Here is a 23,723-nt window from a genome sequence, read left to right on the forward strand (position 1 = left end):
ATGATTAAGTTGTGAGCACCTGGGCGGGGCTGTTGCGAGGAAATTCAGGAATCAATTGTAAAACAATGGGCTGGACTGTTGCAGGATACCTGTTGCGTTGCGGATAAATCCACTTATGTTTCGCAATTATTTGATTATTATTATGGATTTCATAAAGCATTACTCTGGTTACGCGTCGCAGTGATGCTTGCAACATGCGCAACACCAAACGGTTCCGCAATTTATTGAAAATTATAGGTATATGATTTTTCCGTTGCGCAGAGGCGTCGCAAGAGATTTCTATAAAATGATTTATAACAAATGGTTACAATATGGCATAGAGTATGCTTGTAAAGAAATCGGTGATCCCGGATTTGGGTTGCCGGGTTTCGGTTGGACTTACATAGTGTGCTTAGGAGTGCTTCGATGAAGACTTTACTACAGAAAAAGCGGTGGATTGTTGGCTCAGTGGCAGCGGTGGGGGTATCGGCGTTGATGATGGCTGCACCAGCCTTTGCCTGGGGGCCGTGGGGTGGTTCTCCGTGGGGTGGATCCCCGTGGGGTGGTGGATATAGCAACCCGTTTTCTGGAAATAGCGGACCATTCAGTAGTTATGGCGGTCCCTTTACGGGCAACAGCGGTCCTTGGGACATGGGGACGATGAGTATGAATGCCCCGCATGGTGGACCTATGAATTTCGACAGTGGTCGTTATGGTGGCTATGGTCAGGGCTACAACGGCTATTATGGTGGCGCCTATGGTAATGGTTACGATAGTGGATATGGTCAAGGCGACAACGGCTATCCGCCAGCTTATCCGCAATATCAGCAGCGTTCTCCCTACCCGGCTTACGGTGGCGGATATCCACCGGCCGGCCCCGCCCCGCAATACCGGCAGCAAGCACCACAGTACGCACCCCCTTCGGGTCCTTATGGCTACCCTAGCCCCTATGGGTACGGTCCGGAATACGGCTACGGATACCGCTAAGAGCATCCCAATCCATCCCGGAAGATCGCTAGCCAACCGGTATGGCCTCTCCCGGCATGGTGGAATGCCCTCGTAACATTAGGAGTAATCTATGACGAAGAAAGACGAAACACCGCTGGTGGAAGAGGGGGAGGAGGGCAAGGCCGCTGCCTCGCCACCTACAGAAGCAGTAGAGGCTGAGCCTAGTGATGAGGTGTCTGCTGCTGCGGCGCAGGGGAGTGTGTCGGTGCCTGCGCATACCGAGCCAGAAGCATCCACTGGTACCGGCGCGCCTCCTATAGATACCGACGTTGGCACCACGGCTCCTAACTTCGCGAGCTCGAGCACCAGTGCTCCTTATATGGGGTCGGGTGGCGCAGGAACCACAGCGCCGGGGGGAAGTAGTTATCCCCCCTTGCCACCCCGACAACCGAAAAAGAGTGTCGCCAGCCGGGTATTTTCTTGGCCAGCGCTGGTATTCCTCTTGGTGGTGATCATCATTATTTTGTTCATCTGGGGAATCACTGCCAATCAGAGCAGCACATCCGTGGCAAAGCCAGCGCCACAGCCGGCGCAAAAAACCTTGGCAGTAGAGCCCATTGCCGCTCCAGGTATGGCGACCGCGCAGCCCGCCCCAAAGCTGAGCTCTGATCAACAGCAGGAGCTGATGTCAGCACGTGCAGCGTATTGGCACCATGACATCCCCAGCGCGATCAGCAAATATGAGAACCTGATCAAAGAGGTGCCGGACGCGGCGTTTGCCTATGGTGAGCTGGGCAATGTGTATTACATGGACGGTCAGCGCGACAAGGCTGCCGATAACTTTGAACACGCTGCCATGCTGCTCATTCAGCAGGGGCAGGTGCAGCAGGCTGCCAGCCTCATTCCCGTACTGGGTGCGTTGGACCCAGCCTTGGCGCAAAGGGTTCAAGTGGCCTTGTCGCATAGTCCAGAGGATGACGGCTACGGGGCAAGCAATACACCACAGTAAATATCTCTCAGAACAGTAACAGCATGGGCAGAGCACGCTCTGCCCTTTTTTTGTGGTGGCTAGACGCGTCCCATGACCGAGAAGCTTTTTACAAATGGAGCTGCCATACGCGGGTCTTTCAGCATGCTTTTGTAATCGCCTACCTTGAACTTGATCTTGCCGGTGGTGAACGCCATACCCAAGCCGGTCATTCCGGGAGGGCTGGAAATCCATTTCATCCACTGGTCGACGCTGGCACGGATGTCCCAATTGACGGCTTGTCCCTGATAGGCGCCGGCGGCTACTGCCTGCCCTTTGCTTACTTGTAAAAAGCCGCGCGGCCCTTCCTCTTCCACAAACCCGTACGCGATGTTTGACGCAAAGTCAATTTGCGCCAAGGCGCCGGCTAACTCTGGCTCCTTGTTCCACTCTGCTGCAAATTGTTCCATCCACGCGGGGGAAAATAGTTCTGCCATACTTTATCTCTCCTGTGTTGTTGAACGTGAGGCCAAATGCACTCGCTCGAAGGGGAAGCATGATCAGTGCCACAGATGTGAATTAATTTTATTACGTAAAAACAAAAAGATGAATTTTTCAGCGTGAGGATAATTGTTTCATCCGTGCTCCCCTGAAACGGTCCGCGCTGCGGGCGCAACACTGATAGGAATCATTTTTTGCCGTTTGATGAAGCCCACTTCAACTTGGCTGCTGGTGAGATTTGGACATTTTTCCGTAGATTCGCTATAAACAGCATGGGTTCTATTGATAAAGATGTTTTCATGCAAAACGCCGAGCCTGGATCAATGCTGGGGAATGCTGACGCACGCTCGGCCACGGTTTATACCGGAAGATGGCTGTGGGTAGCGTGGTTAACCGTCTCTCTGCTCATCTTCTTTGCTTGGGTGATCCTCGCCGGCATCACGTGGAATAGCATCAAGGCACGTCAAAATGAAAGTCTGCAAGAAAATGCCATTGCGCTAGCGCGTACCACGGAGCTGCAACTGTCTGGCATGCAAGCCAGTTTGTCTCTGCTCGCAATCCAGCTTTCCGAGTCGAAAATTGCGATACAACCGTCTCTGTTGCATCTAACTCATCTGGCGCCAATCAGCACTATCGGCATATTCACACCAACGCAGGTCTGGGTGGAGGGAGCGGAACCAGCGTTTTTGCGTCATGTTTGGGACATGGTGAGCTTGTCGCAATACCACATGTGGAACCCCGCGCAGGTGGCGGCGATACAGCACTGCATTCACGGTCATGGATTTTGCGTTGGTCCCCTGCTGCGTAATCCAGCCGAGGCGCAGGCATCTTCTTCCTGGGGGTTTCCTGTATTTCAACCGTTATCAGGGCGCGACAATAGAAATTCTTTTGTGATTGCGTGGGTTCCCCTCGCCGACGGGCTTTTCCCCGCTTGGTCGGGCCTTAACGTCGTGCACCAAGGGGCCTCTTTTCTGTTGCGCTCGGATGGCATGTTGTTGAGCCGATATCCGTATTCTCCGCGGGTAGACTATGCAACAGCGCAGACCGGGACGGTGGTGAAACATTGGCTTCTTGGGGCCGTGCCGGTGACGCAGGCATTTTCTGGTTACAGCTCTGCGGCGCATGCCTGGCGCTTATGCGCGGCTCGGCCCATTGCTGAATATCATCTCGTTGCCGGGCAATGTATTGGGCGCTCTGGCCTCGCCGCAAACTGGTGGAAACAGATGCACTGGCCCACCTGGGGGGCCGCGCTGTTATTGCTCCTAAGTGCTTTTATATATCGCTATCTTGCGCGGCTGAATCGCTCTCGAGAGCTAGAGCGCGCGACAGCAGAGAAGGAGATCTGGGAGGCCAAAGAGCATGCGGAAGTGACGCTGTACTCGATAGGCGATGGCGTCATTAGTACCGACTGCAGTGCTTTGGTGACCAATATGAACCCGGTGGCGGAGGCCCTCACTGGTTGGACCTTGGCTGAGGCATATGGCAAGCCTCTCACGCAAGTCTTCAACATTGTCGGCGAAGCCGATGGTCGTCCCGTAGCCAATCCGGCGGAACGTGCGCTGCGCGAAGGGAGGATCGTTGGTCTCGCCAATCATACGGTATTGATTGATCGTTATGGTCAACGAAGAAGTATCGAAGACTCAGCCGCTCCTATTCGTGATCAGCGCAATGTTGTATCGGGTTCGGTACTCGTATTTCACGATGTTACTGAGAAACATGATCTTCTGACCCGCCTGTCCTATCAAGCCACGCATGATCTGCTCACTGGGCTTCCCAATCGGGTGCTCTTTCAGGAGCACTTGGGGCAGGCCATGCGCAGAGCGAAGCGACATGACACCCTGCTGATCGTCGGTTTTTTAGACTTGGATGACTTTAAAATGGTGAATGATCGCTTGGGGCACGCTGCTGGCGATAATTTGTTGGTGCATGTCGCACGTTGCTTCCGTGAAGAACTGCGCGACGAAGATATGTTATGTCGCTTTGGCGGCGATGAGTTCGCCTTTTTCGTGAACGATATTCGCAATGTCACTGAAGTGGAGCAACTTGCGCGCCGGATATTGAAGATGATCAGCCTTCCCGTAGAGGTACGAGGTGAGCAACTTACGACGCGGGCTAGCCTTGGTATGACGGTTTATCCGATAGATTACGCAGAATCTTGTGATGACCTGGTACGACATGCCGATTTGGCCCTTTACGCCAGCAAGGGGCGCGGAGGCAACACGTTGTCGATCTTTGCTAGCGATATGGAAGAGCGACAAAGCAAGCAGCTCGAGAGCCTGCGGCTAATGGAACAGGCCTTGATCAAAGGTTACTTGCAACTGTATTTTCAACCTATCGTGCACCCAACGAACGGATTGGTAGGTGCCGAGGCATTGTTGCGTATGCAAGATCCGCATCGTGGCCTGCTCGGGCCAAGCGCATTCAGCCAAGCCCTCGATCACCCGCAATTGGCCCAGCGCGTGGGGCGCCTCGTTCTCCATCGTGCGCTGGAGCAGATGCAGCAATGGGCATCGCGTGGATTTTATCCAAAAATTTCTATTAACATCAGCGCGCAATACTTATTAGACCCGAAATTTCTCGAAGACCTGGAAACTGCACTGGAGGAGTATGGCGATGTTTTGCGCCAGAACCTCGTATTAGAGATTACGGAAACTGCGCCAATGTTGGATTTTGAGCGTGCTCGTGAGACGTTGATCAGATGCCAAGCATTGGGTTGTAAGTTGGCCTTGGATGATTTCGGTACAGGGAATGCTTCTCTAAGTTATCTACAGAAACTTCCAGTCAGCTCGCTAAAGATTGATCAGAGTTTTATCCGCGACATCTTGTCTGACCCGAAAGACTACGCAATCGTTTCTGGAATCGCCTATGTTGGAGAAATGTTGAATTTGCAAGTAGTCGCCGAGGGCGTTGAAACTGTAGAGCAGATAAAGGCGCTACATCAGCTTCGCTGCTCCATCTATCAGGGGTATTACTTTTCCCGGCCAATGCCCGCAGAAGAGTTGGAAAACTGGAAGTGCCCGAGCAATTTTCTTGACTAGATAGGCTGCAAAATTAGTTGACGGCCTGGTTACGGTTTGCTGCTGGCCGTTGTCTCCCCCAACGGTCAAACCATAAATAAAATGCCGGGGTAATGTAAAGCGTTAAAAACTGAGAAAAAATGAGCCCACCGACTACCGCGACGCCAAGTGGCACACGGCTGTTGGCGCCAGCGCCAAAGCCAATGGCAATCGGCAAAACCCCCAAGATGGCGGCAAAGGTGGTCATCATGATCGGCCGGTAGCGGATACGGCAGGCATCGAGGATGGCTTCTTGTGCCGACGCACCTTCACGTCGGCGGCTGACGGCAAAATCCACCAGAATGATGCCGTTTTTCTTCACCAATCCAAGCAACATGATGATGCCTATAAAGCTATACAGGTCCAACGGTAGGCCAAAAATCCATAACGAAAATAGTGCGCCAAAGGCAGCCAAGGGGAGGGCAGTGAGGATGGTGAGAGGGTGCAAAAAATGCTCGTAGAGAATGGCGAGCACCACATAAATCAGCAGTATCGTTGCGAGCAGCAAGAACGGTAGGCTTTTGAATGAAGACTGGAATTGCCGCGCATTTCCACCAAATTCGCCAACAATCCCGGCAGGCAATACATTTTTCGCAGTGCTCTGAATGCTGGGCAGCACGCTGCCCAAGGTCGCGCCCGGCGTGAGGTTAAAAGAAATGGTGGTGGAGGGCTGGCCATTATGTTGCATCAGGTTTTCAGGCGCGGCGCTATAGCGGAATCCAGCCACTGCAGACAGTGGTACCAGCGCGCCACCGCTACCCGGTACACTGAGCGTGGACAACGCGTTGATGTCTTGCTGATATTGAGGCTGTAACTCCATGATCACTTCGTACTGATCGCTCGCCCCATAGATGGTGCCCACCTCTTGTCCGCCGAAGGCCAGACCCAAGGTCTTTTCGATGGCTGCCGGCGTGACCCCGAGGGCGGTGGCGCGGGCGCGATGAATCTGGATGCTGATTTGCGGGCTGTCATTCTGCAGGCTACTGTTTACATCCCGCAGTTGCGGAATTTGCCGCATTGCTGCCGTCATTTTGCGCGTTGCGTCATGTAACTCTGACCAGCTACCACCCACCAGTTCATAGATAACGCTACCGTTGCCGCTGGCCGTACCAGAATGCCCGCTTTGCGGCCCCTGGTAGACGATCTGCACGTTGTGAAAGGGCTTGCTGGCGCGGTTCAATGCGCTAATGATCTCCGCGGTTTGTGGCGCATAGCCATTTTTGATGTGAATGAACATATGCCCGGTACTGCGGTTGCCAAAGCCCCCGGGCCCCTGTCCCACCGAAGAAACCACCGATTGGATTTTGTCATTCGCCTTCACTGCACGGGCAATACGCCCCTGCTCCTCTACGATCTCGGAGAAGGTCATGTTGGATGGATATTCGATATTGCCATTGATGAAGCCGGCATTCTGCGAGGGCAGGAAGGCCTTGTGCACCAGAGTCGCCATGCCCAGGCTGCCGAGCAGAAAGACGAAGGCCAGCAGCAGCATCCAGTTGCGGTGTCGCAGAGCGACTTCCAGGCTGGCGACATAGCCATCGCGACTGCGTTTGAAAACACGCTGAAACCAGCCGTTCTCCGGTAAATGATCGGGGTCGTATACACCCGCCAATGCGTGCGCATGATTGGGCTTGAGATAGCGGCTGCAGAGCATGGGTGTGACAGTGAGCGCAACGGCACCGGAAATCAGGATCACCATGGCGATACTGACGCCAAAGTCGGCAAACAGATGGCCCACAAAGCCGCCCAAAAAGATCAGAGGTAGGAAGATGATGGCGAGTGATACGGTCATGGAAAGCACGGTAAAACTGATTTCCTTACTGCCATTCAAAGCTGCCGTGATGCCGGTTTCACCGCGATCGATATGGCGATTGATGTTTTCCAGCATGACCACGGCATCGTCTACCACAAAGCCCACGGCCAGGGTCAGCGCGAGCAGGGTCAGGGTATTCAGGCTAAACCCAAGCAAGCGCATCCCGAGAAAGCTGCCAAGCAGCGACAAAGGAATCGCTGCAGCACCAATAAGCGTGGCGGAAGGACGGCGCAGAAACAACCACATCACCCCCGCAACCAGCAAGGACGCTATCAACAGGGTGAGCAAGACCTCCTGTATGGCGGCACGCACATAGTCGGCCAGGTCAAATACGGGCGCCAGTTTTACCCCCCCAGGCATCTGCGCCTGCAGCTTGGGCAGCAGGGCGCGGATCTTGTCCGAGATCGCTACGGTGTTGCTACCCGGTTGCCGCACCACGGCCAGGACGATGCCCGGTGTTTTGTTGATCCAGGTCTCCTGCTGATTGTACTGGGTGCTGTTGCTCGCCTTGCCCACGGCATCCAGCGGTACCGCCTGACCACCGGCATAGGCAAGGACCAGATGATTGAAGGCCGCAGCATCGTGTAACTGCCCATGTACGCGGGTCGCGAAAGCCTGCGGGCCGGTATCGAGAGTGCCGCCGGGTAAATTGACGTTGGCGTTACCGATCGCGCTTTGCACCGCCTGCAGGCTCAGGCCACGGGCGGAGAGGGCGTAGGGGTTCAGGTAGATGCGCACAGCATAGGTCTGAGCGCCGTAGATTTGCACATTGGAGACCCCGGCAATACCGGACAGCGCTGTCGCCACCTTGGTCTGTGCGTATTTATCCAGGGTATATAGCGGCATGTTGCGCGCCGACATACCCAGATAAAAAATTGGCTGCGCCGAGGGGTTGAGCTGCCGTACCGTGGGTGGCTGCGGCATGCTGGGGGGCAGTAAATGCTGCGCTTGCGCTACGGCGTTGGATACTTCCTGGGTAGCCCCGAGTACGGAGGTACTGAGGTTGAACTGCAGGGTAATCTGCACCACCCCGCTCTCGCTCACTGCACTCATCGAGTTGATGCCGGGAATGCTGGCAAATTGTCGCTCCAGCGGCGTTGCCACGGCACTGGCCATGGTTTTGGGGCTGGCGCCGGGCAGCTGTGCCGTCACCATCACCATCGGAAAACTGACGTTGGGCAATAGCGCGGTGGGCAGTTGGAGGTACGCCACCAAGCCGAGCACGGCAAGCGCCAGGGCGATTACCGTGGTGGCTACCGGGCGACGAATGAACGGAGCGGAAAGGTTCATTGCGTGCTATTGGCCTTGACCGCCATGCCAGGGTGCAACCTTGCCGGCGCGCCCACTACGATCTGCTCGCCAAGCAGTCCCTTGGCGCCAACCGCCACCCGATTCCCATCCTGGCCGAGAAACTCTACCGGCTGCATCTGCGCCTTGCCCTTCACGATGTGGTAGACGTAGGGGCCGGAAACGCCTTGTTGCAAAGCCGTGGCGGGAATCACGGCAACATCGCGCAGGGTCTTGGCGGTATACTCGATTTGTAGATACTCCCCCGGCCACAGGCGCTGGTCCTGATTGGCTACCGTCGCCCGCGCCGTGACCGTGGCCGAGGCAGTATTGACGGTATTATCAATGGCAGTAAGCAGGCCAGTGGCAAGGATTTTTTGATGGTTCTCATCCCAGATCTGCACCTTGCCAGCGCCTGCCGCTAACGCCTGCCGCAAATCTCCTAGGTATTTCTCCGGCAGGCTGAATTGCACATGCATCGGTTGCGTCTGTTGGATGGTGAGGAGCTGCGTAGTATTGGCGGTGACCAGATTGCCCGAGCGCATTTGCAAGAGGCCGACAACGCCGCTGATGGGGGCGCGTATCTGCGTATGCCGCAGATTGATTTGCGCTGCTTGCAGGGCGGCGCGGTCGGCGGCAATGGCGGCCGCAGCGCTTTGCTGTTGGGATTGCGATTGTTCGAAGGTCTGCCGGGTAACGTAATCCTTCTTGAGCAGCGGTTGATAGGCATTTACCTGCTGGCGATCGTAGCGTTCTTGCGCTTGCTCGCCTTGCAAGTTGGCCTGGTCCTGCGCTACCTGTGCCGCTGCTGTTGCCGGATCGATGACAAAGAGTAATTGCCCTTTTTGTACTTGCTGGCCAGAACGGATGGCAACTTTCTGCAATATACCGCTCACTTGCGGCACGATGGTGACGGAGTGCGAGGCCATGGCCTGCCCCAAGGTTTGCACTCGCAACGGTAAATCGCCACGCTGTACCACCGTGCTGCTTACCGCCAAGGGTGGCGGCTGGCGTTTCGTCTGATGCCCGCAGCCAGCCAATGTCAGGCTAAGAGTCGCAAAAAACAGAATGTTGATTACTGCACGCATAGTCATCCTTTGGACTCCGCGCCGAGGGCCGAAAGTTCCACCCCTTTCTCGGGCAGCCCAATCATTCCCAAGGCATTGGCAAGATTGGCAAGTTGCGTATAGGCTGTGGTGATGTTCTGGATGCGCGTTTGCTCGGCGGTGGTGAGGGTGGCCTGGGCAGACAACAGGTCGAGCATGGTCGCCAAACCGACCTGATACTGGGCACGGATGGCCGCAAGGGACGCTTTAGCGCTTTCTACCGCGATTTGCGAGGCCCGCGCTGCAGCTCTTGCGCCCATCACCGTCTGATAATCCTGTGCCACGGTCAGGGCGATGCTCTGCGCCTCCTCGCTCAGGCTCGCCTGGGCGCTGCGCTCTTGGTGTTGTGCTTCCTGAATAGCGTAATTCTGTTGAAAACCAGTGAACAGCGGTACCTTGAGGGTAAAGCCAATGGCCCAGTTTTCCGAAGGTTGCAAGCCGTTCTGAAAGCGCTTTCCGCCACTCACCGACAATCCTAGGCTCGGCAATCCCTGCGCCTCATCTTCGCGCACGCTGGCGCGGGCGGCGAGAATGCGCGCTGCAGCCTCCTGCACCAGCGGGTTGGAATGCACCGCCCGCTGCACCAGGGAAAGCATAGAAGGGGTAATGCTCGGCGGCAGACGCTGGGTGTCTAACGGTACTAAGGGGATGGAATTGTTCGGCGGCAGACCACAGCTCTCGGCCAGTGCCGATTGATCCGAGCGCAAGGTGGCCTGGGCGGAGAGCAATTGCGCGACGGCCTGCGCTAAAGCCGATTTTGCCTGCAATACATCGGCAATCGTCGCCATGCCGGATTTTTGCTTGAGCTGTGCGGCATCAAGATTGGCACGATCTTCGCGCACGGTTTGTCGGTAGGAATGCACCAGCGCCTCTTCGCCGATGACCTGATAATAGTTTTGCGTTACGGTCAGCGCGACCTGATTCAACGCTTGGTTGTTTTCAAAACCCGATAGATAGAGTTGCGCCAAGGCATTGTCGTGTTGCGCGGCGCGCAGGCCAAATTCAAACAAGACCCAGGTAAGACTCAGGCTCTCCGAGCTGCTGTTCAATACCGGAATACTGAACCCAGCCGTGGTGTTGCTTTGTGACCGAACCGCATTGGCGGAAAGCGAGAGGCTTGGAAGAAACGCAGCATCGGCCACGCCCACGCCCGTCGCAGAAGCGCGTAAGTTCTCCCAGGCAACCCGCGTTTGTGGATTATGCGCCAGTGCGTAGGCGGTGAGGGCGGCCAAACTTTGCGGTTTATGGATGGCTCGTTGTCGGGGTAGCTGTGCCTGTGGAAGATGCTGTGGCGCACCCTGCCAGGTCTTGCCCAAGCCCTCCGGGGTAAATCCCTGCGTGTCAAAGGGATCGTGCCAGAGAAGATCGAGAGGTGCGGCAAGCGCCGTGTCCCATAGCAGGAAGAGCAGCAAAGGGGCAAGTCTGCACAGCAGTCGCCAGGGCAAGACCGAGGTTTTGCGCGAGCTTTGCGACAAGGCGATTCCAGAAGCGGCAAGTTTTCGCGACTCTAGCATAGAGGCGCTGCCGCTGTCACAGCGGTATCAGCAACCCTTGGGGGATAACAATCTACGCCTCCACGAAGGCGCTGATGCGATCCAAGGCGTGGCGCAGGTGCTCGTCACTGGTGGCGAAGGAGAGGCGCAGATGCCCAGGGCAGCCGAAGGCACTGCCGGGTACGACGGCAACACCCGCCTCCAGAAGCTGTTCGGCCAAGACGAGGTCCGATTCGACACCCTTCGCCTGCATGACGCCCTGAAAACCGGGAAAGCTGTAAAATGTGCCATCCGAGGGCAGTACCGTAACGCCGTTCAGGGCACGCAGGCGGTCATAGACGTATTGGTGACGCCGTGCAAAGGCCTGCAGCATGGGGGTGAGGAGGGTGTCGCCACTATCCAGGGCAAACTGGGCCGCCGCTTGGGCAATAGAGCAGGGGTTGGAAGTGCTCTGCGATTGTATGGTTTCCATGGCAGCGATAAGCGCTGCCGGCCCGGCACAATAGCCAATACGCCAGCCGGTCATGGCGTAGGCCTTGGAGACGCCGTTCATGATGATGCAACGCTCCACCAGGTCGGGGCAGGTATTGGCAATATTTACAAAAGTTGCACCGGCAAAGAGGATCTTCTCATACATATCATCGCTGGCGATTAGCACTTGGGGATGGGCGCGTAAGACCTCACCCAGGGCAGTGAGTTCTTCCCGGCTATAGCCCTTTCCCGAGGGATTAGAGGGACTGTTGAGCACCAGCAGGCGCGTGCGCGGCGTGATCGCCGCTGCCAACTGCCCTGCCGTGATTTTGAACTGTGCGCTAAGGTCGGTATCCAGAATTACCGGCTTGCCTTCGGCCAGTAAGACCATGTCCGGGTACGACACCCAGTACGGCGCCGGGATGATGACTTCGTCCCCCGGATTGAGCAATGCCTGACAAAGATTGAAGAAACTTTGCTTGCCACCCACCGAGACGAGAATCTCTTTGGCGCTGTATTCCAGGCCATTGTCGCGCGTGAACTTGGCCGCTACTGCTGCCTTTAGCTCGGGCGTGCCACCTACGGCCGTGTACTTGGTAAAGCCGCGATCCAGTGCGGCCTTGGCAGCGTCCTTGATGGGCTCGGGCGTGTCAAAGTCCGGTTCGCCAGCGCCCAGGCTGATGATGTCTTTGCCTTGTCGCTTGAGCTCTGCCGCGCGGGCGGTAACAGCCAGGGTAGGGGAAGGGCGAACCGTCGTAACGCGACTGGAGAGGCGAATATCCACTGCACATTCCTCAATGGGAGCGTAGAAAAGGGGCAAATTGTAAGCCCTGGGGAGGGAAAAGCAACCGCTTTAGCCCGACGCTTTCTTATGCAAAATTGTGGCGATACGCCGCAAGCGTTCGAGCGGGTCTTGGAGCAGGAGTAGTTGCTGTTTTTCTGTCGCCCGGATGGGCAAGGCCTGCGCCAGAACCATGCTCGCACGGCTGGCATCCAGATTCCCGGCATTGGGGTCTTCGGTAATCTGTTGCAGGATTGGTTTCAGCCAGTCATGTTCAAAGGCGATGGGAAGTGTTGGTTCCTCCGGCCAGAGATGAATCCGCGCCACGGTAACGTCGTGGGCGTGCTGCCATTCCTGCACGGTAAAGCGCTGCATACCCTCGATGTCGAGGAGCAGCAAGCCGTTTTCGCTGTTCCAGTCGATGATTTTTGCTAAGGTACCGACCTGTACCGGCGCCGCATCGGCTTCTGCCAGGCAGATACCGAAGGGTTTGCCGCTGCGCATGGAGCGGCTGACCATGTCGAAATAGCGCGGCTCAAAGATCCGCAGTCCCAAACGGGCATTGGGAAAAAGCACCGAACTGAGTAAAAATAGGTCGTACCATTCTTGCGCATCGCCCTGCGCCGTCATTGTCTGCCCCTGTGAAGCCATTATGCCTGAACTTAGTGTAGCGCCCCTTTCGTTGTATGTGCATCTACCCTGGTGCAAGGCCAAGTGCCCCTACTGCGATTTCAACTCCTATGCCGCCACGGAGTTCCCCGCCGCGCGTTATGTTGATGCCTTGATAGCCGATTTAGAGCGCGAGTTGCCGCGCGTCTGGGGACGGCAAGTACACAGTATCTTTTTTGGTGGTGGCACGCCAAGCCTGTTTCCGCCAGCCGAGCTTGATCGTCTGCTATCTGCGATACGTGCACGCCTACGCCTGGCGCCACAGGTGGAAATCAGTCTCGAGGCCAATCCTGGCGCCGTGGATGCGGCGGCCTTTCAGGGGTTTTATGACGCCGGAATCAACCGACTATCTCTCGGAGTACAGTCCTTTGATGACGGTTTCTTGCAGGCCTTGGGGCGGATTCACGACGCCCGCGCCGCGCATTTGGCTATTGAGGCCTTGCAGAAGGCCGGTTTCGACAACTGGAATCTGGACCTGATCTTCGCCCTCCCGGCCCAGGACCTCGCCGCGGCACAGCGCGACGTGCAGGCGGCGCTGGCGCATCAACCGCCGCATTTGTCCTTGTATCAACTGACCCTGGAGCCGGGCACCCCCTTTGCCAGCCAAATACCGGCACAGTTACCCGATGCCGATAGCGCGGCAGAAATGGAAGAAAATTTGCGCAATGCGCTGGCAGACGCAGGCTTGCAACGCTATGAGGTGTCGGCGCATGCGCGGGCCGGGCGGCAATGTAGACACAATAGAAACTACTGGCTGTACGGCGATTACCTTGGTATTGGCGCTGGCGCGCATGGGAAAATTACCCTGGCGGGGCAGGGGATTTGGCGCAGCCGTAAGGCACCGCGTCCGGAAAGCTACATGGAGGCAGCCCTCAAAGCCAAGGATAGTCTGGGTGAGGGGCAGTGGGTGCCGCCAGCAGAGAGACCTTTCGAGTTCTTTCTGAATGCACTGCGTTTGCTGGAAGGTTTTGACGAGCAGCTCTTTGAGGAGCGCACTGGGGTCAGCTTTTTATTGGTAGAGGCGCGTCTGCGCCGTGCACTACAGGATGGTTTGTTGCAAAGAGAAGGGCGCCATTGGCGCCCCACACCGCTCGGACTGAACTGGCTGAATCAACTGTGCCGCCAGTTTCTGCCCGAAACGGGCAAAACTCAGTCGCGGCCCATCGCCTCGGCCTCGTGACCGGTGATGGAACCCTCGGTAAAGAGATATTCTCGCAGCTCCTTGTCCAGACGCGGCAGCTTGCGCCGCAACCATTCCAGTACCATGGCGGCATGCTCGATTTCCTCATCGCGATTGTGTTCCATGACTGCCTTCAGTTTGGTGTCTTGGCAGGCGTCGGCGCGCTGCTGGTACCAATCTACCGCTTCAAACTCCTCCATTAGAGAAATGATGGCGCGGTGGATATCCAGTGTATCCGGGCTCAGCTTGTCCAAGGGTTCGTGCAGGCCTTCGTGTGCCATGAGGAATCTCCGTCGGGTATCAGGGAATGTCCCAAAAGCATAGCCGAGGGCCGCAGCCAGCGCCAGCGCGCCGCTTTGGCTTGGCACGGATCCTGTCCAAACGCGGACTGTGTTCGCGCACCGTGGCGGCACAATGGGTTCGCGCGGGCAGGGTGACAGTGGCCGGCAAGATCATTACGGATCCCGAGCAGGGCTTCCCGCTGGATCAGGCCGCCATTGCCATCGATAGGCACCTCGTTACCTCCAATGAACGCCGCGTCATCGTGCTCCACAAGCCGCGCGCTTGTCTGGTGACGCGTAGCGACGACCAGGGGCGTCAGACCATCTACGAGCTTTTGCCGCAGGATCAATGGCTGGCGCCCATTGGTCGCCTGGATCAGGCCAGCAGTGGCCTCCTCTTGTTGTCCAATGATCCGGCTTGGGCGCAGACCTTACTCGATCCAGATAGCCATGTACCCAAGCGCTATCACGTGCAAATCCGTCCACCTCTGGGCGCAGAGCAGGTTGCCACGCTTGCAGCAGGCCCGGTGATTGATGGCATACCGGCTCGGCCCATGAAAATTACGGAAATCCGCTGTGGCGGCAAGACCCAGTGGCTGGAATTTACGCTGACTGAGGGGCGCAACCGTCAGATTCGTCGTTTACTGGCCAGCCAGGGCTGCGCGGTATTACGGCTGATTCGTGTTGCCATCGGTCCACTCGAGCTCGGCGCTCTGCGGCCTGGGGAATGGCGTGAGCTTTCCTTGCGAGAGATGGGCGCGTTGCACGCAAGTGATTCCGAAAACGAGGATTGACTCCCCTCGGCAGGATGAGTATTCTTCGCCCATCGCAGCGCTCGTAGCTCAGCTGGATAGAGCAACTGGCTACGAACCAGTAGGTCGGGAGTTCGACTCTCTCCGAGCGCACCATAATAAACAGGTACTTAGCAGAAAAAGCTAGGTGCCTTTTTTATTGTCACGCCTCAATACGCCCCATCCCGTCCAAACACCACCTTTACCGTGCGCAGCAAGATGACGATGTCGTACCACAGGGACCAGTTTTTGACATACCAGGCGTCGAGGTTGGCACGCTCATGAAAAGTGGTTTCCGAACGACCGCTTACCTGCCAGAGGCCAGTAATGCCAGGGCGTACTTTTTGGTACAAGCCAAGGGTATCACCATAGCGTTGCACTTCGCGCGCGAGCAACGGGCGCGGCCCAACTAGGCTCATCTCCCCACGTAATACATTGAATAACTGCGGAAGCTCATCCAAGCTCGTGCGCCGCAAATAGCGCCCGATCCTGGTGACGCGGGGATCATTGCGCAGTTTGTAATTCCGTTGATATTCGGCGGCTATCGCCGGATTTTCGTGCAGGTATTTGGCAAGGCGCGCTTCGGCATCGTGCACCATGCTGCGAAACTTGAGGCAGGGAAAAGGCCGCCCAAAGCGCCCCTCGCGCTCCTGTATAAAGAAGACCGGGCCGGCATCCTCGGCACGAATCCGCCAAGCCAGTAGCAGAAAAACCGGAGCTAATACCAGCAGCAAGAGCGAAGCGGTGAGCAAGTCAAAAAGCCGTTTGATGAGGCGGGGTCCGGGCCGTCCCAGGTTATCGCGCACCCGCAGCATCAGCACTTCATGGCTAAAAAAATGCATCAGCTCCAGCCCAAACAGTGGCAATCCCCGCAGGGGCGGGGCAATGGCAAGATTGGGATAATGCAGGCTCAGCGTGCGCAAGAGCCGCTCGTTGGCATACCACTGCTCCTGATCCAGGGCCAGCACCACTTGCGGGTTGCCAAGGCCCGCCAGACCGGCCAAAGGATCGGCACCCAGGCTCTGCACCGGCACTCCGTCGGCAAAGGACAGGTGCTCTGCCATCGGTTCGCTGTCCGGCAGTAAAATCCAGCGCACCTGTAGCCCCAACGCACGATCACTGTGCAGGGCACGTAGGGCCTCGCGCGCATTGTCACCAGCCCCGATCAGTGCCACCGGCCGACTCCACAGCCCCAGATGTATCAGCACCGCCCGCAGCCCACGGCGGAACAGCGGTACCAGCAGCAGCGCCAGCAGCCAAGTGGAAAACAGCCAAAGCCGCGACAAGGGCCACTTACCGCTAAAGGCAATGCCCGCGTTTACCGCCAATAGCAAGGTGAAAACCCCCAAAATGTCGCCAAACTCGTCCCAAAACACCTTTCTACGGGCGTAGTGCCCCTTCACCAGAAAAACGGTGATGGCAATGGCCGCCAGCAGCAAAAACAGCAGCAGGTTGATTTCTGCCGCACTGCCCCACCAAGTAGCGAGCACAGTGAAGGGGTTGCGGCCATAGTACACGGCGTGGGAGAGGCGGCTAAAATAAAAGGCCGCAAAAAATGCCACGGCATCCCCCAACATCAGGGAGTAGGGCACCCAGCGTTGCCAGCCGATGGTGGTTTTCCTTGTTTGCATGGGGTTATCGCAGGTCATCGCCGTCCATTGCTGCGCTACGGTAGCATGAAGCGCGCCCCCGCGCGATTTCCGGATCGGACCGGCGGCTTTTTTGGCGTAACCGCTAACCGATCGGTGTCCTTCTATTTTCGGTACACCTCTCGGCGGTTACCCATACGCACGACCAGAATACGCAAGGCTTTATCCTCAATGCTGACGATGATTTGCCAATCAACTACGCGGTACTTCCAGAAGTCTCCCAGCTTGGAGCCTTTGAGCGCTTCGCCAATGCTGCGCGGATCGTCTAAAAGGGCGACGCGCTCTCGCAAAAAAGCCGTGATGCGTTTGGCGACGGTCTTATCCAGCGTTAAATTTTGAGGATAGAGTCGCTGTAGAGCGCCACGATTGGATCGTGGGTCATCAGCCGCATGGGTTCGACTAGCGCCTGAGCCACCAGAATGCGGTCGAAAGGGTCTTGGTGATGCGGAGCCAACTCCTCGACTGCCATGGTGTGCTCGACCGAGACCGCCAGAAAAAGATAGCCCGAGGCACGGAAGTAGCGCTCCGCGTCATGGCCGGACACCGGCATATCTCCCCGACGCAGCGCGTATTTGATAGCCATTTCCCACACACTGGCTGCACTGATCCAGACGGTCGTCTTTGTGGACTGGATCAGTTCCCTGGCCTTCGGCGGCAGTTTTGGGCTGTCGGTAATCGCCCACAGGGCAACGTGGGTATCGAGCAGGAGATTCAGGCTTCTGCTCCCCCCAGGAACAACCGGGCTACTTCCTCGTTGTGCGCGTCGATGCTGTCAGGCACCACAAAGAGGCCCTTGGCAATCCCGACACGCGGCCCCACCGAAACGGCATCCAGGGGGACAAGCTTGGCAGCCGGGCGACCATTGCGGGCGATGATAATCTCACGCTCCCGGCCTTGTTCAATGGCTTCCACCAAGCGCGATAGCGAAGATTTGGCTTGCAACATATTGACGAATGGCATGGCGCATTTCCTGAAACGATTTGAGCTAGTCTAGTCTGGCTAAGTTTAGGACGCAAGCCGTTAGCCCCCTCTGTTAGCCCCCTCTGTTAGCCCCCTCTGTTAGCCCCCTCTGTTAGCCCCCTCAGCCTGACTGCGAATCTCTGCTGCAGGAGGATGCCCCAGCCCAATCACACTTCCAGCCAATCCAGAACACGTAATCCAGGAACCCGCGCGAACTCCCGCAAATTGTTGGTCACCACAACCAGCCCCAGGCTGCGGGCATGGCCGGCAATCATCTGGTCGTAGGGACCGATGGGGGTACCGAGCCTAGCCAATTCCGCCCGTATCTGCCCCGTATGTTTGGCCGCCTCGCTGCCGTAATCCAACAGTTCCAGTCGGGCCGCAAAACCCTCAATTTCTGCGAGATTACGCTCTGGTGCCTGGGATTTTTCCGCACCGTAGACCAGCTCCATCCAGGTCACGGTACTGATAGCCATCTGTCCATGATGCCGCCGGAACTGCTCACGAATCTCCGTTGGCTTGTTTTTGATGGTAAAGATGCAGATGTTGGTGTCGAGCAGATAGTTGATCACCAGCTATCTCGTACTTGTTCGGCCGCTTGCTCCCGGATCTCCATGAAGTCGTCGCTGACACCGGCCCCGTCAAACCAACTGTCCCAAGACTCACCGGCTGGCATCAGTATCCGCATACGGCCAATAGCCAGCACATCCACGCGCTTCACGTCTGCCGGGAACGCTATGGCCTTGGGCAGGCGTACCGCTTGGCTGCGGTTGATCTGAAAAACTGTCGCTTGTTCCATGAAGGCCCCCAAATCGTATATGGCAAAAGGATATCCATCGTTGCATTCCCTGTCTACCCCACACCCCCGCCAAGTGATCGCCATCACCCGCCGAAGCACCGCCGCCAACTTCGGGCCGGAAGCGCGGGTGGGGCTGTTTGGCTCGCAGTTCTCGTCACACCCAGTTTTCGATCTGCAAGTTAGGCACTCGCGAGAATTCCTGGGTGTTGTTGGTCACCAATGTTGCATCCAGGGCCAAGGCATGGGCGGCAATCATCGTATCCAGTGCCCCAATCGGGCGGCCCAGGCGCTCCAGCTCTGTGCGTAGCCGTGCATAGTGCCACATCACTGAGACGTCGAAGGGCAAAACCTCCAAGGGGGTCAAGAACATCTCCAGTGCCCGCTGATTCCGAGCGGAGGCGCTTTTGCTTACCCCAAAGGCCAATTCACAAGCCGTAATGGTGGAAATGGCCAGCGTCCCCGGAGTGTGCTCCCGAAACCGGGCTAAAACGTGGGGTGGTCGGACATTGATGACATAGATGCAGATGTTCGTATCCAGCAGCCGCATCAGTCGCCTGTAAGATTGGCTCTAACCTGGTAATCAGGCTGTGCACGTTCCAAGACAAATCCTGGCTCAAATTCGGCGAGCCCAGCCTCAAGCATATCCCAGGAACGGTCCATGGGCAGCAGCAGGACACCCGCACCGAAGTGACGGACGATGACTTCCTCTCCAGAAAATCGGTAGGGTTTGGGCAGGCGTACTGCCTGGCTGCGCCCTGACTGAAAAAGGCGAGCGGTATCCATAGGAGCCTCCTCTCAGTGACAACTACCAATGGTAGTTATCATGCAGGGAAAAGGCAATGCGGATCTCTTCCCCATGTCGCCGTAAGCGGGTCCAGGTGCTGCGCTGGGTTTGTTCCTGCTTGGCCCTCGGCAGGTGAGCAAAACCACCCTGGCACTGGCAGTAGAGATGCCATCACTATATCTGGATCTGGAATCAGGCGCAGACCAGGCAAAGTTACAGGAACCGGAACTCTTCTTAGGCGAACACCTAGACCGTTAGTAGGCCCGGGTCAAGTGGGGTATTTGCGCGGATGCCGGTGGTGATTCAACCCCCAAGGCATCGCGGCTATACTCCCTCCCACACAAAAATGAGGGAGCGAAACAGTGACTGACAACGATGTAGTCTCCAAAGACCTGCTCAAACGGGTGGCGGTGGACATTGCCCGCATCCTGCTGCACTGGCCCGTAGACCAGGCGGAGATTCTGGAAAGCAACCACCAGCGGATGGAAGAGCGCCGTTCCGACCTGGTGGCGCGGATGCAAGGCCCAGACGGGAGTTTCATCCTCCACATCGAGATCCAGAACGCGAACGACCCGAAAATGCTCTGGCGCATGTTGCGTTACCGGTCGGACCTGCTCTTTTACGATGAACAGGACATCCGCCAGGTAGTCGTCTACATCGGCAAGAGACGCTGCACCATGGCCGATAGCCTCACCCAATTCGACCTCCGGTATCACTACAAAATCGTTGATATGCATCAGGTTGACTGCGAATCCCTGCTGCGGGAGGATACTCCGGAAGCGGTGGTCTTGGCGGTGCTCTGTGATTTCAAAGGCCGCCCGGCCCAGGAGTTGGTTCAGCACATCGTCCAGCGTCTGGTGGCCCTGACCGGCGAAGACAGCGTCCGATTCCGTAACTGTTTCACCGCCTTGGAACTTTTGTCCAAAAACCGTGATCTGCAAGAAACCGTCAAGGAGGCCGAAGCCATGTTGAGCAACGTCAAAATCACCGAACTGCCCTCCTATGAACTGGGGATGGAACGGGGGATGGAACGGGGGATGGAACGGGGTATCGCGCAGGGACATCGAAGCGGCGTCCTCGAAGGCCAGTTACAAGCCGAGCGCGCCACCCTGCTGCGGCTGTTAAACCGCCGCTTTCAGCATGTCCCTTCTCGGGTAGAGGCGCAGGTGCAGGAAGCCGGCGCCGAGGACCTGACCCACTGGCTGGACCAGATTCTGGATGCCCAGCGCCTGGAAGACCTCTTCGGGCCGCAGGGCTAACGGCGCCGCGCCTGGTTTCTTACCCCTTGGCCATCTCCGGCCACAGCGCCGCCGTCAGTCTCCCCAGGCCACACTTGGTACCACTGCTCTTGAAGCACCACCAAAAGCACCTGCTCTGTGCTCTGGGCCCAGGTGAGATAGGGATGGATGACCTTGCGGGTAAGGTTGTTTTACATTACCATAAAAAACATCCATCTACACGCATTGCGAGGGCATAACGCTATGGCCATATTGACGATTACTGCACGGGGACAAGTCACTTTCCGGAAGGACGTACTGCAACATATGGGCATCCGGCCAGGCGACAAAATTGACCTGGAGCTACTTCCAGATGGTCGGGGTGTTATCAAGGCGGCGCGCGCCTCTGGGACGATAGCTGGTTTTGTCGGTCTACTCGCAAACAAAACGCAGAAGGTTGCCACGATTGCGGAAATCAACGAGGCGGCTGCCCAAGGATGGGCAGGCAAGCAATGAAGGTAACGGTAGATACCAATGTCTTGGTGCGCGCAGTCGTCCGCGACGATCCCGTGCAAGCGAGCCTTGCTGTCAGCGTCTTGACCGACGCCGAAGTCATCGCCGTGGCGTTGCCGTGCCTATGCGAATTGGTTTGGGTGTTGCTGCGGGTATATGGTATTCCACGCGCCGATGTGGCTGCTGCGATCCGAGCTCTCATAGCCACCGCCAACGTGGAGGTGAACCGGCCCGCCGTAGAAGCGGGATTGGTGGTACTCGACGCAGGCGGCGATTTTGCCGACGGTGTCATTGCCTATGAGGGCCACTGGCTTGGCGGGGAAACCTTCGTTTCTTTCGACAAAAAAGCGGTTGCACTGCTCACCACTCAGGGACACGCAACGCGCCTTTTGGGCGAGTAAGCGGTGTCAAACTCAGACTCCCTCACGCTACATCAATGGGGGGCAGCGCTGGGCAGATCGCCTCACCCGCCAGGTCGCCGCAAACCTCTTTGGCCCCGATGCACACCCCCTCTGGTATACTCGTCACCTATGGCGATCCTGCTTCAAAGTCATACACGGAAACAACCTAGTATAGGTAGAGACATCCAAATCGAGTGCCAAAGGTGGTGGACGCATACACGCCATGTTAGCCCCAAGCAGTAATGTCCCCTTTGTCCCATTCTAGAATGTCCCCTTCGACTGGCGGAGGGGGAGCGGATGGGCAAGGGGTGCATAACAATGAGTCATCAAGAGATAGATCGCGTGGCGTTGCTGCAATCGCTGCTGAGCAAGCAGCTGCGGCAGCGGGAAGTAGCGGAGCGCCTGGGCCTCAGTGTGCGGCAGGTGAAACGGCTGGTAGCGCGCTACCGCGCCGAAGGGGCTGCCGGGCTGGTTTCCCGGCAACGGGGACGGCAGCCTAACAATGCGATTCCTGAGGCAACCCGTGCGGCGGTCATGGATCTGGTGCGCCGCCGCTATGCGGACTTTGGGCCCACCCTGGCGCGGGAGAAGCTGGTCGAGCAGCACGGTGTCCGCCTTTCGGTGGAGACACTGCGCCAGTGGATGGTGGCCGAGGCCTTGTGGGTGCCCAAGGGACGCAAACGGGCGGCCATCCATCAACGGCGCCCGCGCCGGCCCTGCTTCGGGGAGCTGATCCAAATCGATGGCTCTCCCCATGACTGGTTTGAGGATCGGGGCCCACGCTGTACCCTGCTGGTGTTCATCGACGATGCCACGAGCCGCCTCATGGCCCTGCACTTCGTCCCGGCGGAGAGCACGCACGCCTACCTGGAGACCTTGAAGGGGTACTTGAGTACCTATGGTCGCCCCGTTGCCCTGTACTCGGACAAGCACAGCGTCTTCCGGGTCAACCGCCCCGATCAGGAGGGGACGCCTACCCAGTTCACCCGCGCCCTGCAAACCCTGGATATTCAGGCTATCCATGCAAACACACCCCAAGCCAAGGGCCGGGTCGAGCGTGCCAACCAGACTCTGCAAGACCGCTTGGTTAAGGAATTGCGCCTGCGCGGGATCTCCGACAGCGACACGGCCAACGCCTTTCTGCCCGAGTTCATCGCTGACTACAACGCCCGCTTTGCTACTCCTCCCCAGCAACCCCAGGATGCCCACCGACCGCTGCTACACAGCACCGAAGATCTCGCCTTGAACCTCAGCGTGCAGCAGACCCGCAAGCTCTCCAAGAACTTGACCTTCCAGTTCAAAAACCGCGAATACCAGCTCCTGGGATACGGCAAGGGCTACCGCCTGCGGGGCGCCCTGGTTACCGTCTGCGAGGCCGCCGATGGCACCGTTACTCTCCTCCATCAAGGGCAGCCACTAGCCTATCGTCTCCTAGCTGAAGGCGAGCCACCCATCCCCCTGGAAGACGAAAAGAGCCTGCACCTGCGGGTAGAACAAGCCCAGCAGGAACAGGCTCAGCGCAGCATCTGGAAGCCCGCTCCTGACCACCCTTGGCGACGCTACGCCCAGCCTACTACCCCGATACCCACCGCTTCCGGCCCTACCTGATCTGCTCAAAGGGGACATTCCTGCTTGGCACAAAAGGGGACATTTCTGTTTGGCGTTGACAGGGACGCATACACGCCATTGACCACCTTCCCCTGGCTCGGCTATCGTCCGTCCTGGAGGCCGAAAGCCACGATACGATCAGGAGTGCGCCATGACCGCCGCCCATCGCTACGCCACCTACGAAGACCTGCTTGATCTACCCGAAAACGTCGTGGGTGAGATCATTGCCGGCGAACTACACACCCATCCCCGGCCGGCACCGGCCCATGCCCAGGCATCATCCAGCCTGGGGGCGGACCTTGGACAGCCTTTTGGTCGGGGACGTGGAGGCCCTGGCATTTCGGTTGCAGGGTGGAAGGCCCTGCGCCCCCCGCCCAATCACACTTGGCCCTGCAGGCTAGCGCGTAGGCACCGTCCATTCTGGATGGCTTTACTCCTCGCATCTGCGGGCGCATGAAGGCATCCCGGC

Annotated in this window: 25 protein-coding genes and 1 tRNA gene; 11 read left to right on the forward strand and 15 right to left on the reverse strand. The window is 57.5% G+C overall.

What is annotated here, in order from left to right; genetic code table 11:
• Positions 1 to 405 precede the first annotated feature (405 nt).
• Both AB4090_RS00325 and AB4090_RS00330 read left to right on the forward strand, forming a co-directional pair.
• Positions 406 to 966, forward strand: coding sequence for a hypothetical protein (locus tag AB4090_RS00325; protein ID WP_369571861.1), 561 nt, complete (start codon positions 406 to 408; stop codon positions 964 to 966).
• 91 nt (positions 967 to 1,057) lie between these two features.
• Positions 1,058 to 1,936 (forward strand): tetratricopeptide repeat protein, encoded by an 879-nt coding sequence (locus AB4090_RS00330; protein WP_369571862.1) that lies wholly within the window; start codon positions 1,058 to 1,060, stop codon positions 1,934 to 1,936.
• Positions 1,937 to 1,995: 59 nt separating this feature from the next.
• Here AB4090_RS00330 and AB4090_RS00335 read toward each other — a convergent pair whose 3' ends face one another.
• Positions 1,996 to 2,391, reverse strand: coding sequence for an SCP-2 sterol transfer family protein (locus AB4090_RS00335; RefSeq protein WP_369571863.1), 396 nt, complete (start codon positions 2,389 to 2,391; stop codon positions 1,996 to 1,998).
• Positions 2,392 to 2,667: 276 nt separating this feature from the next.
• On the opposite strand from AB4090_RS00335, the gene AB4090_RS00340 reads away from it, so the two are divergent.
• Positions 2,668 to 5,433, forward strand: a complete 2,766-nt coding sequence (locus AB4090_RS00340; protein ID WP_369571864.1) for a putative bifunctional diguanylate cyclase/phosphodiesterase — start codon at positions 2,668 to 2,670, stop codon at positions 5,431 to 5,433.
• A 13-nt stretch (positions 5,434 to 5,446) separates the two neighbouring features.
• Here the strand turns inward: AB4090_RS00340 and AB4090_RS00345 are convergent, their stop codons facing one another.
• The 5 genes from AB4090_RS00345 to AB4090_RS00365 form a co-directional block, all read right to left on the reverse strand.
• A complete protein-coding gene (locus tag AB4090_RS00345; protein WP_369571865.1) occupies positions 5,447 to 8,554 on the reverse strand; it encodes an efflux RND transporter permease subunit in 3,108 nt (1,035 codons plus the stop codon).
• Positions 8,551 to 9,645 (reverse strand): efflux RND transporter periplasmic adaptor subunit, encoded by a 1,095-nt coding sequence (locus tag AB4090_RS00350; protein ID WP_369571866.1) that lies wholly within the window; start codon positions 9,643 to 9,645, stop codon positions 8,551 to 8,553. The genes AB4090_RS00345 and AB4090_RS00350 overlap by 4 nt, the downstream gene beginning before the upstream one ends.
• Complete coding sequence (locus AB4090_RS00355) at positions 9,642 to 11,171, reverse strand: TolC family protein (RefSeq protein WP_369571867.1); 1,530 nt, start codon at positions 11,169 to 11,171, stop codon at positions 9,642 to 9,644. The genes AB4090_RS00350 and AB4090_RS00355 overlap by 4 nt, the downstream gene beginning before the upstream one ends.
• Before the next feature lie 52 nt (positions 11,172 to 11,223).
• A complete protein-coding gene (locus tag AB4090_RS00360) occupies positions 11,224 to 12,405 on the reverse strand; it encodes a pyridoxal phosphate-dependent aminotransferase (RefSeq protein ID WP_369571868.1) in 1,182 nt (393 codons plus the stop codon).
• Between the two features lie 69 nt (positions 12,406 to 12,474).
• Complete coding sequence (locus AB4090_RS00365; RefSeq protein ID WP_369571869.1) at positions 12,475 to 13,032, reverse strand: LON peptidase substrate-binding domain-containing protein; 558 nt, start codon at positions 13,030 to 13,032, stop codon at positions 12,475 to 12,477.
• Between the two features lie 22 nt (positions 13,033 to 13,054).
• On the opposite strand from AB4090_RS00365, the gene hemW reads away from it, so the two are divergent.
• On the forward strand, positions 13,055 to 14,251 hold the full coding sequence (gene hemW, locus AB4090_RS00370) for a radical SAM family heme chaperone HemW (RefSeq protein WP_369571870.1): 1,197 nt from the start codon (positions 13,055 to 13,057) through the stop codon (positions 14,249 to 14,251).
• Here the strand turns inward: hemW and AB4090_RS00375 are convergent.
• Positions 14,221 to 14,532, reverse strand: a complete 312-nt coding sequence (locus tag AB4090_RS00375) for an encapsulin-associated ferritin-like protein (protein WP_369571871.1) — start codon at positions 14,530 to 14,532, stop codon at positions 14,221 to 14,223. The two genes, hemW and AB4090_RS00375, sit on opposite strands and share 31 nt — an antisense overlap.
• 26 nt (positions 14,533 to 14,558) lie before the next feature.
• Between AB4090_RS00375 and AB4090_RS00380 the strand changes: the two genes are divergently transcribed.
• Both AB4090_RS00380 and AB4090_RS00385 read left to right on the forward strand, forming a co-directional pair.
• The gene (locus AB4090_RS00380) at positions 14,559 to 15,326 is read left to right on the forward strand and encodes a pseudouridine synthase (RefSeq protein ID WP_369571872.1); all 768 of its coding nucleotides are present in this window, start codon (positions 14,559 to 14,561) and stop codon (positions 15,324 to 15,326) included.
• A gap of 37 nt (positions 15,327 to 15,363) precedes the next feature.
• Positions 15,364 to 15,440, forward strand: a tRNA-Arg gene (locus AB4090_RS00385).
• Between the two features lie 53 nt (positions 15,441 to 15,493).
• Here the strand turns inward: AB4090_RS00385 and wbaP are convergent.
• From wbaP to AB4090_RS00425, 8 genes are all read right to left on the reverse strand, one after another.
• Positions 15,494 to 16,954, reverse strand: a complete 1,461-nt coding sequence (gene wbaP / locus AB4090_RS00390; RefSeq protein ID WP_369571873.1) for an undecaprenyl-phosphate galactose phosphotransferase WbaP — start codon at positions 16,952 to 16,954, stop codon at positions 15,494 to 15,496.
• Positions 16,955 to 17,076: 122 nt separating this feature from the next.
• A complete protein-coding gene (locus tag AB4090_RS00395; RefSeq protein WP_369572159.1) occupies positions 17,077 to 17,298 on the reverse strand; it encodes a type II toxin-antitoxin system RelE/ParE family toxin in 222 nt (73 codons plus the stop codon).
• A 2-nt stretch (positions 17,299 to 17,300) separates the two neighbouring features.
• On the reverse strand, positions 17,301 to 17,687 hold the full coding sequence (locus tag AB4090_RS00400; protein WP_369572160.1) for a type II toxin-antitoxin system VapC family toxin: 387 nt from the start codon (positions 17,685 to 17,687) through the stop codon (positions 17,301 to 17,303).
• Complete coding sequence (locus tag AB4090_RS00405; protein WP_369571874.1) at positions 17,684 to 17,932, reverse strand: type II toxin-antitoxin system Phd/YefM family antitoxin; 249 nt, start codon at positions 17,930 to 17,932, stop codon at positions 17,684 to 17,686. Before AB4090_RS00405 ends, AB4090_RS00400 begins: the two co-directional genes overlap by 4 nt.
• Positions 17,933 to 18,099: 167 nt before the next feature.
• Complete coding sequence (gene vapC / locus AB4090_RS00410) at positions 18,100 to 18,504, reverse strand: tRNA(fMet)-specific endonuclease VapC (protein WP_369571875.1); 405 nt, start codon at positions 18,502 to 18,504, stop codon at positions 18,100 to 18,102.
• Positions 18,501 to 18,731 carry a type II toxin-antitoxin system VapB family antitoxin gene (vapB, locus tag AB4090_RS00415; RefSeq protein WP_369571876.1) on the reverse strand — a complete coding sequence of 77 codons (231 nt, stop codon included), beginning with the start codon at positions 18,729 to 18,731 and terminating at the stop codon, positions 18,501 to 18,503. Before vapB ends, vapC begins: the two co-directional genes overlap by 4 nt.
• Before the next feature lie 154 nt (positions 18,732 to 18,885).
• Complete coding sequence (locus AB4090_RS00420; protein WP_369571877.1) at positions 18,886 to 19,278, reverse strand: type II toxin-antitoxin system VapC family toxin; 393 nt, start codon at positions 19,276 to 19,278, stop codon at positions 18,886 to 18,888.
• Positions 19,278 to 19,514, reverse strand: coding sequence for an antitoxin (locus AB4090_RS00425; protein ID WP_369571878.1), 237 nt, complete (start codon positions 19,512 to 19,514; stop codon positions 19,278 to 19,280). The genes AB4090_RS00420 and AB4090_RS00425 overlap by 1 nt, the downstream gene beginning before the upstream one ends.
• A gap of 363 nt (positions 19,515 to 19,877) precedes the next feature.
• Between AB4090_RS00425 and AB4090_RS00430 the strand changes: the two genes are divergently transcribed.
• From AB4090_RS00430 to AB4090_RS00450, 5 genes are all read left to right on the forward strand, one after another.
• Positions 19,878 to 20,774, forward strand: coding sequence for an Rpn family recombination-promoting nuclease/putative transposase (locus AB4090_RS00430; protein WP_369571879.1), 897 nt, complete (start codon positions 19,878 to 19,880; stop codon positions 20,772 to 20,774).
• Positions 20,775 to 20,996: 222 nt separating this feature from the next.
• Positions 20,997 to 21,248, forward strand: a complete 252-nt coding sequence (locus AB4090_RS00435; protein ID WP_369571880.1) for an AbrB/MazE/SpoVT family DNA-binding domain-containing protein — start codon at positions 20,997 to 20,999, stop codon at positions 21,246 to 21,248.
• Positions 21,245 to 21,646 (forward strand): type II toxin-antitoxin system VapC family toxin, encoded by a 402-nt coding sequence (locus tag AB4090_RS00440; RefSeq protein ID WP_369571881.1) that lies wholly within the window; start codon positions 21,245 to 21,247, stop codon positions 21,644 to 21,646. Before AB4090_RS00435 ends, AB4090_RS00440 begins: the two co-directional genes overlap by 4 nt.
• Positions 21,647 to 21,943: 297 nt before the next feature.
• Complete coding sequence (locus tag AB4090_RS00445; protein WP_369571882.1) at positions 21,944 to 23,254, forward strand: ISNCY family transposase; 1,311 nt, start codon at positions 21,944 to 21,946, stop codon at positions 23,252 to 23,254.
• A 151-nt stretch (positions 23,255 to 23,405) separates the two neighbouring features.
• Entirely contained in the window at positions 23,406 to 23,711 is a 306-nt protein-coding gene (locus AB4090_RS00450; RefSeq protein ID WP_369571883.1) for a hypothetical protein, read from the forward strand.
• The last annotated feature ends 12 nt before the right edge of the window (positions 23,712 to 23,723 follow it).

The organism is Acidithiobacillus sp. IBUN Pt1247-S3 (genome assembly GCF_041146875.1).
Lineage (GTDB): Bacteria > Pseudomonadota > Gammaproteobacteria > Acidithiobacillales > Acidithiobacillaceae > Igneacidithiobacillus.